We start from the raw sequence: 10,951 nt of genomic DNA, 5'->3' as shown, positions 1-10,951 counted from the left end.
TACACCCTACACCCTACACCCTACACCCTACACCCTACACCCTACACCCTACACCCTACACCCTACACCCTACACCCGCACGCAGCGCTAGATCTCATCTAAACGGCTTTTTTCCGTTCCTCGATCCAGCGGATATAGAGGTGGCGGAAGGTGGATTGGATCACCCGGGGCAGGCCGAAATCGATGGGGGTGAGGCGGTCGGGCAATTTCCAGTCCGAAACTCGCAACTCGTCGGGGTGGAGGAGGGGAAAGGCGATCGCATCCAATTCCGGCGAGAGTCCCGACCGTTCCGCCGCCGCCAGGGTGGGAACGCGGTCGGGCCCGACGCCGAGGATCTCGACCATCGCGCGATCAAGGGCGAAAACGTCCCCAGAGGCCCCCAGGAGGCCCAGGAAGCGGGGGTCGCCGCCGCTCGGGCCGTTCCCCTCGTGGCCGATGATCCCGTCGATAATCGTCAATTCTGGCGCGATCGCCCGGGCCGTCTCCACCAACATCCGCCCGAAGCGATCGGCATCTTTTCCAGCCTCCATGTGCCACCAAGCCTTCATCTTGCCCGGGACGCACCCGAACAAATTTTTCACCCCCAACGTCAGGGTCAGTTGCACGTGGGATTTCACCTTCGGCAGGTTGATCACCACATCCGCTTCCATCGCCTCCCGACTCAACCGCAGGCGATGGAATTCTTCCCCCCCGGTTTCATACTGGCGCCCGCGAAATTCCACCACGGGCAAATCCAACGCCTCAATCAAGGGCAAATAACCGTTAGCCTTCGCCACCCCCAACGCGCTCCCGAAGGCCGGGGAGTCCCCCAAAAACGGTTTTCCCCCCACCGCCAGCACCCGTTCGGCGACGGCGGCGACGAGTTCCGGACGGGTGACGCATTCTCGGGCCGGACGCGATCCCGTCAGCAGGTTCGGTTTCAGCAGGACGCGATCGCCCGGTTTGACCCGGGTTTCCAGGCCTCCCAACGGTTCGAGCAACGTTTCCAAAGCTTGATGAAGGGCAGAGGGTTCGTAGGAATCTGCTCGAATTAAACTGACTGAAGACATGGCATTTCGGGAATCTAGAATGCGATTTTTCCCATCCTATCTCAAAAGACCCTCAAACCCCCAACCGGCCAGTCGCACCCCGCTGCAGTGCCGTTACCCGCTGGCAGTTGGCCAGAGACGCCTCGCCTTGGAGTTGGGGAAGGGGAGGTTTGACTTCCACTTTGCTCACTTTTGCCATGCAAATGACCACCGTTTGATCGATCAAATGCAGGGTAATCCAGGGCCGGGACAACAGTTGCGGTAATTTCTGGGCTAAATCTGTTGTAGACATCGGCAGTGCAAACGTTTCCACCTGACCGTTTTCATAGCAAAAAGAAATCTGCGTTCCTCCGCTCTCCGCTTGCATTTGTGCAAAAGATCCCTTCGGCATGATTGCATCCTCAAATCGTTGAACTGGAAACGCTCCGGGTCTGAAAAATCAGGGAATGCTGAGTCTGACCCCGTTCTCTCGCTCCGGATCGTTCAGACACTTTCTTCATTATTATTCTAACGGGTCGCGTCGCTCCCATTCCAATCGGGTGCGGGGATAATTGATAATTGATAATTGATAATTGATAATTGTTCAAATTCACCAAAATTTTAAGGCCTAGTAGGAGGCTACTAGACCCTAAAACAAATGAGTAAACTCAGTTGACTCAAGCAGACGTTAGATAAGTTACTCAGAAAAATGATTGAATCTAAATCGGGTGGACAAAACTTGCAACGACCCCAACACAGGGAACTCACCATAATGAGCAGCCGATACAGGCTCTAGTTATAGCACCGATCCCAAAAACGCCGACCCGAGGGCGGGAATCCAGGCGGAGAAAACGCTCCTCAACGATGCTAACAAGTCCGGGTGCGATCGCACTGCCTGGGCGCTGCAATCGGACTAAAGCGGACGGACACGAGCTTTAATCCAAACCGGGTTATTAAAGAATTATCTTCTTCCGTGTCCTGATACTGTTTAATTTACCACGAATTTTTCTGAGCGCAACCCCTATTTACCAAACGTTACACACTTTAACGTCATGCAATATTGGGGTTCACATTTGTTAACAATTAGCGCAGCAGCACCCGCCAAGTGGTGGCGCCGACCACTCCATCCGGCGTAATTTCATACTCCCGCTGGGCTCCCTTCACCGCCGCCTGGGTTTCCGGGCCGAAAATGCCGTCGGCCTCGCCGTCGAGGAACCCCTTGGCCCGCAACCGTTCCTGCAGTCCGGCCACCGCCTCCCCCCGCATTCCCAATTTCAGGACCGGGAAACTCGCCTCCCGGGAGTCCGCCGAGTCGGCCACCAACGTCGCGGCCCGGGCCGTCTCGGGACAGACGCAGACCTCCGGTTCCGGTTCGGCCGCCGCCGCCGTCGGTTCGGGGGGAAACAGTCGGTTCCAAGTCGAGCGATCCACCACCCCGTCAGGACTCAACCCGGCCGCCTCCTGAAAGGCGGACACCGCCTCGGCCGTCTCCTCCGAATAAACCCCGTCGATGGGTCCGGCATAGTACCCCAACAGTTGCAGCGTCGCCTGGAGTTCGGAAACCTCCGTCCCCTGACTACCATCTTTGAGGACGGGCCGGTTGAGATTGTTAGCCGCGGGGGTATCTCCCCGGCGAGTTTGGGCGATCGCCGGATTTCCCGATACCAAAGTAACGTCTATCCCCAACAGGAGAATCCCCAAGATTCCCCCCGCCATCATCAGCCGCCCGAATTGCAAAGCTGGCACCAAATACAGTTGTTTCATCGAAACCTCCCGGAAGGTGCGATCGCCCATCATTTTAGGGCATTTCGGGCGCCGGGGCGCCGGGGCAACGGTGAAGCAACGGTCAAGCGGAAGGGAAACTATCCCCCCATTACCTATTACCTACACCCTACACCCTACACCCTACACCCTACACCCTACACCCTACACCCTACTCCCTCCTCCCTACTCCCTCCTCTAAAACTGGCTAACGATCGCCTCCGGACCGACCAACGACAGGTAGGGTTCGACAAAATTTTTCTGGGCAATTGCCTGAACTTCGGCCGCCGTCACCGCCATCACGTCCGCCTGGAATTGGCGGTCGAAGTCGATGCCGAGTCCCAATATTTCGTACCACCCGTAAATTTGGGCCAGTTGGGTGTTGGTCTGTTTCCCCAAGGCGTACTGTCCCAACAGCTTATTTTTAGAGACCTGGAGCTCCTCCTCACTCAGGGGGACGTCGGCGAGGCGGACGACCTCGGCCCGCAACCCCTCGATCGCGATCGCGGTATTTTGGGGCGCGGTCCCCATGTACACCACGAATTGGGACGCATCCAAACGGGTGGGATAAAAGGCCGACACGTCGTAGGCCAGTCCCCGCTTTTCCCGCAACTCCACAAATAGGCGACTCGACAACCCGTTCCCCAAATAGGTGTTCATCAGCTTCAACCCGGCGTAGTCGGGATGACGCACCGAACCGGCCAGATATCCCAACATGATCACCGACTGCTGGGTTGCCAGGGGGCAGATCGCTTTGTGGGGGTCGGGGGAAACGTCCGGCAACACGGGTTCGGGCGGCGGTTCGGCGGGGGCCGGCCAATCTCCGAAGACGCGATCAATGTGGGCGATCGCTTCGGTTAGCGTAATTCGGCCCGCCAGGGAAATAATGAGATTGTCGGGGCGAAAATAGGTTTGGTGAAATTGTTGCAGGTCGTCGCGGGTGAGTTGGCTGACGGTTTCTTCCGTCCCGTAGGTCGAAATTGCGTAGGGATGATCGCCATACATCGCCCGCCGCAGGCCTTCAAACGCCAGAGAAAAGGGCTGTTCCCGCTGCGATCGGATACCCTGGATGGTGATGCGGCGTTCCAGTTCGATTTCGGCTTCCGGGAAAGAGGGCGATCGCAACAGTTGTGCCGCCAAGTCCAAAATTTCCGCAAAATCGGACGAAACTGTTTTCAAACCCATCAGGAAATAGTCGGCGGAGGTGTCCGCACTCAGCCGGGCCCCCACCGACTCCACCCGTTCGGCGATGTCGAGGGAGGTGAGGCGTTCGGTTCCCTTGGTGAGGACGGTAGCCAGCAGGTGGGACAGTCCGCTTTTTCCGGGGGGTTCCCAGCGGGTCCCGGTACCCAAAAACAGGCGGGTGGCAATGATATCCGCCGCCGGATTTTCGGTCACTAAGATGACGATGCCATTGTCGAGAACGTGACGGCGGACGTTCTGGGTTGACCTTGAGGGGGTTAGAGCTTGAGTCACGGTTGATTTTTGTTGTCGTCGTCGGAGTGCGATCGCTGATACACCACACGTTGTTTTAACACACGGAGGGGAGAAACGGCAGGGAAGGAGGGGGTAGGGGGTAGGGTGTAGGGTGTGGGGTGTGGGGTGTGGGGTGTGGGGAGTGGGGAGTCGGGGAAGCGGAGAAACGGGTGGAACATCCGCACCGCTTGGGAATCAATTCCCAAGCTAACAGCCAAAATCATCTAAAGATGATTGGGGAGTTTATCGATCTGATCAAAACTTTCCTCCTCTGCCTCCTCCGCCCCCTCTGCCTCCTCCGCCTCCTCCGCCCCTCCGCCTCCTCATTTCCCCTTGGCGGGATAGAGGCGATCGCACCGCAGTTGGTGGGCCGGACTCAGGAGGGCCTGCCATGCTAATAATACGACGCCCAGGGTTCCCAAAGCGCTTCCGGAGGCGATCGCAAACACGATGACAATTTGATACCGTACCGCGTCGATGGGACTCGCCCCGGCCAAAATTTGACCCGTCATCATCCCCGGCAAACTCACCAAACCCATCACCATCATCGAGTTGATGGTAGGAATCATCCCCGTCCGCACGGCCGTCTGGACTTCCCGGTGGCTGGCTTCCCAGCGGGTGGCGCCCAATGCCAACAAGGTTTCGATCGCGTTTCGGTTAATCGTCACTCCCTCCATAAATCGTTCTAATCCCAAAGAAATTCCGGTTAACGTATTTCCCAATACCATCCCCAACATGGGAATCAAATATTGGGGGTCGTACCAGGGCCGCACCTGGATAATTCCCCCCACGGATAAATTGGTGATCAAAAATGCCGCCACCAGCACGGAAACCAAACTCCGCCAGTAAATTCCGGCGAAGCGGCGGGAGGTGCGATTCACCGCCGAAATTCCCGCCACCCCCGCCATCAATAAAGCGATCGCCACGACCAAAAAGGGATTGGACAGGGCGAACAACCATTCCAAAACATATCCGATCAAGAGCAGTTGCACTATCATCCGCACCGAGGCGATGACGAGCGATCGCTCCAATCCCAGACGCAACCGCAGAGAGAGGACGACGTTTATTAATATCAACAATACGGAGGCGGCGAGTTGACCGTAACTGAGGGTCAAATAATTGTCGGACATGGTTGGTCGAAAATGTGAAATTGATGATATATAGCAATGTGAAATAATTCGGGAAAAATCGATCCGCTCAAAGCCCCCATGATTGGGGGTTTGGGGGCGCAACTATTTACAAATAGTTTCCGATTGCCATCTCGGATTTTATAAGTTTGAGGTTGAAATTTAAATAATTTTAAATTATTTTTTGATTTCGATCTCCATTTTTTGTATGATTTCTCGAACGGGTTGGGGGCGATCGGGGTCGAAGTCTCCCCGTCGAGGGCGCGAGTAATTGACCGTATTTCATGAGGTTGAAAACTGTTATGGTGCCAAAGCGCAACAACGGGCAGTTGGGTTATTTTTTATATTCTCCCAAATTGAAACAGCGATCGGTGACGCGCCGGATTTGTTCGGGGTCGTGACTCGTCCAGATGCAGGCCCGTCCGGGGTCATTTTTCAGCCAGGTGGCGATCGCGGACTCGACTTGTTTGGTGGTGTCCGGGTCGAGGGAGGCGGTGGGTTCGTCCAATAGTAAAACCGAGGGTTCGAGTTGCAGCGCCCGCACGATCGCCGCAATTTGACTTTCTCCGCCGGAAAGTGTCGTCGCGTTTTTGTGCAGAAATTCCGGGGGACGTTTGAGGATGTCTAACAGGGTTAAAACTCGCTCCAAATTGTAGCGTCGTTGGCTGTAAACTGAGAGTTGATAGACGGCTTTTAAATTGGATTCTACCGTGCCTTCAAAGAGGACGGGACGCTGGTGTAAATACATCACTTGGGAGCGGTATTGGGGGAGGTGTAAGGCCGACAGGGGACGATCGCCGAACCGGATTTCCCCTTCGTCGAGGGGGTCGAGTCCGGCCAGCGATCGCAGCATCAGGCTTTTGCCGGTGCCCGTCGGGCCGACCCATCCCAGGCGATCGCCGGGGGACAGGGCCAGGGAGACGCCGCGCCACAGCCAGCGATCGTCAATTTTACGGCCGATATTGTCGCTTTGCAGAAGTGCCATGGATAAAAATGAGAAATCGGGAACAGAAGTCGATTGTCAAACTGTCAGGATGTTATGATACAACTGGCTCCCGAAAGAGCCGAATTTTCGGTGCGAATGGTGGACGATTCCCGGGCCGGGACAGGAGGCCGAGACATCGGCCGTGAGGATGTCAATAATTGACCTTGTAATCCGGCATTTTTGATCAATCAACATCCGTTCCACCATGACAAGCACTCATTTTTCCCAACTCAATTCCAAAACTCAGGGGGCATCGACGAACCGTCTGATCGAAGAGCGTGTTACCATGACCCTCCAATTCCCAGCGTCCGCAAAGCCCACTCCAGTCCGATGGCTGGAACCCAGTTTATCAGAACAGTTGAACCAACTGTACTCGGAAATCCAAACCCTGACGGCAACGGTTAAACAATTGGAACACCGAACGGTGTTTCGGCCCCCGAGTCGGGATCTGCCCCTGGCAGAACGCCTCGAAATGCATTATCAATCGTTGCGTTCCGAGAAAGAACGAGGCAAGCAGTTGAAGAAGACTCGAAACCTGCTGCTGTCCAAACGACAGGAATTCGATCGCCAGTCGGCTGAATTGGGCGATCGCAAGGCGGAGATCGAAAACGCCCTCGATCGCCTCGGGTCCCAGATGTGGGCGGTGAAGCGGGCGGAACGGGCCTACTGCGAGGCCCTGGAAGCCCTGGACGCGATCGCCGAAACGACCGGGGAGCTCCTCAACCGAACCTACGGCGGGGACACCGCGGCCGAGTTTGAAAGGCTGGTGGAGTCTCAACATACCCCGGATCGGTGTTCCCTGCTGCCGGCCGGGCCCCTGGTCCGGGAAGACGGCGATCCGATCCGGCAATTTTTGGCATGATGCGACGATGTTCAGATGGTGGGGCGATCGGAGGTTTCCGATCGCCCCATTTTTTCATCCCGGCGAGGGTGTGATCGCGCCATTCGAGGCGGGGGTGACACCGTGTCGCCGCGACGAAATCCCCCATTTTTATCAATTTGAACGGGGGCGACAAGCATTGACATTGGCGACATTTTGAATTATAATATTATTTCTAATAATGCGACTCAATCCGGCGATTTTCAATCCGGCTCTATCCGGAAAAGGCGACTATTTCTACTGTCCCCAGTGGGTTTCCAAAAGGGTCGGAACGGGTTCTCTTACGGGGCGATCGCTGTCCTCGACCCCGACGGGCTGTTTGATATCATGAAATGACTTCGATTCGCCGATCGAAAGGGCGAATTTTGAAAGGACGGGACTCCGGCATTAACAAATTATGAAATTTGCGGCAGCACTCGGCAGTTGTTTGATGGCGACTCTCTTGACGGGGGGACAGGCGGCGGGGGTTCGGGATGGCGGTGAGACGGTGCGGGTCGGCATCTATCAAAATCAGCCGAAGGTGTTTCTGGACGAAACCGGGAGGCCGTCGGGGTTTTGGGCCGACGTGCTCGGGGCGATCGCGAAGACCGAGGGCTGGCGGTTGGAATACGTCCCCTGCGAGTGGAATCGCTGTCTGCGGGAAGTCGAGGAAGGCCGGCTCGATCTGATGGTGGACGTCGCCCACTCCGAAAACCGCGATCGTCGCTTCGACTTCAACCGAGAAATCGTCCTCGTCAGTTGGTCGGAAGTTTACACCCGCCCCGGAATGCCCCTCGAGTCCATTCTCGACTTGGAGCGAAAGCGGGTTGCCGTCCTCAGAGGGAGCATCCAACAGGCGATGCTGGCCGAGCAGACCCAGGCCTTCGGAGTCGCGCCGCAATTCGTGGAAGTCGCCGACTTCGAGGAAATGTTCCGGCGCATCGCCGCCGGGGAGGTGGATGCCGGGGTGGTCAACAACATCTTCGGCGGCGAAGCCGCCCCCCACCACGACCTGGTCAAAACCAACATTCTCTTCGACCCCTCCCGGCTGCACTTCATCACGGCCGAAGGGAGGCGGGCCGACCTGCTGGCGACCCTGGACCGCCACATCCGAGACTTGAAGGCCGATTACAACTCCGCCTATTACCGAGCGCGGGAGCGCTGGCTGGAGCCGAAGAAACGATTGAGCTGGGGGCAGGTCAGACATATTTTGGCGGATTTGGCGGTCTACGCGCCGATCGCGGGTTTAGGCGTCGTTTTGATGTGGAACCGCATTTTGAGGGGGGAAATCCGCCGCCGCCGGGAGGCCGAAGAAGCCCTGCGCCGGAGCAAACGGCGCTTTCACAACATGGCCGCCAATGTCCCCGGCGCCATCTTCCAGTACGTCCTGCACCCCGACGGCACCGATCGGGTACTCTACATGAGTCCGGGCTGTTACGAACTGTGGGGAGTGGAGGCCGAAGCCGTGGTCGCGGACACCGGCATTTTGTGGGAAATGGTGCACCCCGACGACCGGCTCGGAATGTACGCATCCGTCATCACTTCGGCCGATACCCTGCAACCTTGGTCCTGGCAGTGGCGCATCACCACCCCGTCCGGGAAACTGAAGTGGCTCGAAGCCTGCGGGCGCCCCGAACGCCGGGAAAACGGCGATGTGGTGTGGGACACGTTGATTATGGATATCAGCGATCGCAAGGAGGCCGAAGAAGCCCTGCGCCAGAGCGAAGAGCGCCTGCGCCTGGTGACGGAGAACATGGGGGATTTGGTTGGCCTGCACCACCCCGACGGGCGTTATCTGTACCTCACCCCGTCGAGTCAGATGGTGCTCGGCTACCGTCCGGAGGAATTGATCGGGCGCGACCCCTACGAGTTATTCCACCCCGACGATCGCGATCGCATCCGCCGGGAATCCCACGAGCCCAACCTGCGGGGCATCACCACCCCGATCACCTACCGGATTCAGAAAAAAACCGGGGAGTACATCTGGCTCGAAACCCTGACCCGGGCGATTTTGGACGGGGAAGGGCGGGTCCGGCACTTGCAGACCACCTCCCGGGACGTGAGCGATCGCATCCGAGCCCGGGAGCAGTTGCGGCACGAAGCCCTCCACGACGCCCTGACGGGGCTGCCCAACCGCCACTTCCTCATCAGCCGCCTCGACCTGGCCCTGAAGCGGACGAAATACGACCCCGAGTTTCAGTTTGCCGTGCTGTTCCTCGACCTCGACCGCTTCAAAGTGGTCAACGACAGCCTCGGCCACCTCCTCGGGGACGAGCTGCTGCTGTCGGTGGCGAAACGGTTGCCGGGATTCGTCCGCGAGACGGACGTGGCGGCGCGGCTGGGGGGTGACGAATTTGTGATTCTGCTCGAAGAGATCGACGGCATCGAGGTGGCGGTGCGGGTGGCGGAGGAGATCGTGAAGGTGCTGCGATCGCCCCTGCAAGTCGGCGATCGCGAGGTCTTCACCGGCGTCAGCATCGGCATCGTCGCCGGCACGAGCCGCCATCACTCCCCCGAAGACTTGCTTCGGGATGCGGATCTGGCGATGTACCGGGCCAAACAAAACGGCCGGGGCCGGTACGCCATCTTCGACCCCATCATGCACTTCCAGGCGGTGCGGCGGCTCCACGTCGAACACGACCTGCGGAAAGCCCTGGAAAATCAGGAATTTGTCCTGTACTACCAACCCATCCTCGATCTGCCGACCCGGACGATTCGCGGGTTCGAGGCCCTGATTCGATGGCGGCACCCCCGGCGGGGCATCGTGTCGCCGGGAGAATTTATCGAGATCGCCGAAGAAACCGGCCTGATCGTCCCCATCGGTCGCTGGCTGCTGCACGAAGCCTGCCGGCAGTTGGCGGACTGGCAGCGGCAATTTCCCGATCGCCCTTTGAAATTGAGCGTCAACCTCTCGGTCAAACAACTGCAACATTTTCTTCTGCCACAACTCGACGAACTTCTCGCCACCCACGCCCTCAAAAAAAATAGTTTGGTCCTCGAAATTACCGAGAGTATGTTGGTGGAAAATATCGAAGCGACCTGCGAATTGCTCGAACAGATTCGGTCGAAAGGCATTCCGATCAGCATCGACGACTTCGGCACCGGTTACTCTTCCCTCAGCTACCTGCACCGCCTGCCCGTCGATGCCCTCAAAATCGATCGCGCCTTCGTCAACCCTGCCGAACCGGATTCCCGCCACCGGACGATCGCCGAATCGATCGTCGTCTTGAGTAATTTGCTCGAACTCAGCGCGATCGCGGAGGGCGTCGAGACGGTCGAACAGTTGGAATGGCTCGAAACCCTGGGCTGCGAGGCGGCCCAGGGTTTCTTATTTTCTCCCCCTGTCCCCGCCGACCGGGCGATCGAGTTGTTGAAACAGCCCGCGCTTTTTTTGAGGGAGTCGGGAGTCGGGAGTCGGGAGTCGGGGGGCGGAGGGAGCGGAGGGGGCGGGGGAAGTGGGGGAAGCCCAGAAGCGGGTGGAACATCCGGATCGCTTGGGAATTAATTCCCAAGGGCGCAAGCCTTGCGCCCCTACAAGCAAAAATCATCGGTCGATGATTGGGGAATTTGTACGAATCTGAGTGTAAATTTGCCTCCTCCGCCTCCCCGGCTTGCCCTGCCTCCCCTGCCTCCAGGAACCCCACATCGGGCGTGCGGCTATACGAAAAGAGTTCGGGAGCTTGATAGCTCCGTCTCTTTAGAGCGGAGTGGAAAAGCGACACGGCGGCTTTAGCCG

General features: G+C 57.8%; 10 protein-coding genes. 2 read left to right on the top strand and 8 right to left on the bottom strand.

Translation table 11 applies throughout. The features are described from left to right. Positions 1–98: 98 nt before the first annotated feature. The 7 genes from AC0QHF_RS03995 to AC0QHF_RS03965 all read right to left on the bottom strand — a co-directional run bounded on the left by AC0QHF_RS03995 (position 99) and on the right by AC0QHF_RS03965 (position 6,356). Positions 99–1,049 (bottom strand): Npun_F2552 family protein, encoded by a 951-nt coding sequence (locus AC0QHF_RS03995; RefSeq protein ID WP_324702891.1) that lies wholly within the window; start codon positions 1,047–1,049, stop codon positions 99–101. Between the two features lie 52 nt (positions 1,050–1,101). After that, entirely contained in the window at positions 1,102–1,419 is a 318-nt protein-coding gene (locus AC0QHF_RS03990; protein WP_324702890.1) for a hypothetical protein, read from the bottom strand. Between the two features lie 671 nt (positions 1,420–2,090). Next, positions 2,091–2,804, bottom strand: a complete 714-nt coding sequence (locus AC0QHF_RS03985) for a peptidoglycan-binding domain-containing protein (protein ID WP_324702889.1) — start codon at positions 2,802–2,804, stop codon at positions 2,091–2,093. Between the two features lie 162 nt (positions 2,805–2,966). Then, positions 2,967–4,244: a M16 family metallopeptidase gene (locus AC0QHF_RS03980; RefSeq protein WP_324702888.1), complete on the bottom strand. Its 1,278-nt coding sequence runs from the start codon at positions 4,242–4,244 to the stop codon at positions 2,967–2,969. Next, on the bottom strand, positions 4,241–4,468 hold the full coding sequence (locus AC0QHF_RS03975) for a hypothetical protein (RefSeq protein ID WP_324702887.1): 228 nt from the start codon (positions 4,466–4,468) through the stop codon (positions 4,241–4,243). Before AC0QHF_RS03975 ends, AC0QHF_RS03980 begins: the two co-directional genes overlap by 4 nt. A gap of 99 nt (positions 4,469–4,567) precedes the next feature. Continuing rightward, the gene (locus tag AC0QHF_RS03970) at positions 4,568–5,374 is read right to left on the bottom strand and encodes an ABC transporter permease (RefSeq protein WP_324702886.1); all 807 of its coding nucleotides are present in this window, start codon (positions 5,372–5,374) and stop codon (positions 4,568–4,570) included. 331 nt (positions 5,375–5,705) lie between these two features. Then, positions 5,706–6,356 (bottom strand): ABC transporter ATP-binding protein, encoded by a 651-nt coding sequence (locus AC0QHF_RS03965; protein ID WP_324702885.1) that lies wholly within the window; start codon positions 6,354–6,356, stop codon positions 5,706–5,708. A gap of 205 nt (positions 6,357–6,561) precedes the next feature. Here AC0QHF_RS03965 and AC0QHF_RS03960 point away from each other — a divergent pair, with 205 nt between their 5' ends. Then, positions 6,562–7,218, top strand: a complete 657-nt coding sequence (locus AC0QHF_RS03960; protein WP_324702884.1) for a hypothetical protein — start codon at positions 6,562–6,564, stop codon at positions 7,216–7,218. A gap of 11 nt (positions 7,219–7,229) precedes the next feature. Here AC0QHF_RS03960 and AC0QHF_RS03955 read toward each other — a convergent pair whose 3' ends face one another. Then, positions 7,230–7,382, bottom strand: coding sequence for a hypothetical protein (locus AC0QHF_RS03955; protein WP_324702883.1), 153 nt, complete (start codon positions 7,380–7,382; stop codon positions 7,230–7,232). A 251-nt stretch (positions 7,383–7,633) separates the two neighbouring features. Here AC0QHF_RS03955 and AC0QHF_RS03950 point away from each other — a divergent pair, with 251 nt between their 5' ends. After that, complete coding sequence (locus tag AC0QHF_RS03950) at positions 7,634–10,720, top strand: EAL domain-containing protein (RefSeq protein ID WP_324702882.1); 3,087 nt, start codon at positions 7,634–7,636, stop codon at positions 10,718–10,720. Positions 10,721–10,951: the final 231 nt, after the last annotated feature.

This window comes from Lyngbya sp. CCY1209, from assembly GCF_055795065.1.
The sequence above is the reverse complement of the archived record's forward strand: the minus strand, read 5'-3'. Positions and strand labels throughout refer to the sequence as shown.

What these genes read in the sequence shown, in the direction of transcription:
- AC0QHF_RS03970 (WP_324702886.1), bottom strand. Translation starts at nt 5,374, where the DNA reads ATGTCCGACAATTATTTGACCCTCAGTTACGGTCAACTCGCCGCCTCC.
- AC0QHF_RS03975 (WP_324702887.1), bottom strand. Translation starts at nt 4,468, where the DNA reads ATGATTTTGGCTGTTAGCTTGGGAATTGATTCCCAAGCGGTGCGGATG.
- AC0QHF_RS03960 (WP_324702884.1), top strand. Translation starts at nt 6,562, where the DNA reads ATGACAAGCACTCATTTTTCCCAACTCAATTCCAAAACTCAGGGGGCA.
- AC0QHF_RS03990 (WP_324702890.1), bottom strand. Translation starts at nt 1,419, where the DNA reads ATGCCGAAGGGATCTTTTGCACAAATGCAAGCGGAGAGCGGAGGAACG.
- AC0QHF_RS03950 (WP_324702882.1), top strand. Translation starts at nt 7,634, where the DNA reads ATGAAATTTGCGGCAGCACTCGGCAGTTGTTTGATGGCGACTCTCTTG.
- AC0QHF_RS03955 (WP_324702883.1), bottom strand. Translation starts at nt 7,382, where the DNA reads ATGTCAATGCTTGTCGCCCCCGTTCAAATTGATAAAAATGGGGGATTT.
- AC0QHF_RS03995 (WP_324702891.1), bottom strand. Translation starts at nt 1,049, where the DNA reads ATGTCTTCAGTCAGTTTAATTCGAGCAGATTCCTACGAACCCTCTGCC.
- AC0QHF_RS03965 (WP_324702885.1), bottom strand. Translation starts at nt 6,356, where the DNA reads ATGGCACTTCTGCAAAGCGACAATATCGGCCGTAAAATTGACGATCGC.
- AC0QHF_RS03985 (WP_324702889.1), bottom strand. Translation starts at nt 2,804, where the DNA reads ATGATGGGCGATCGCACCTTCCGGGAGGTTTCGATGAAACAACTGTAT.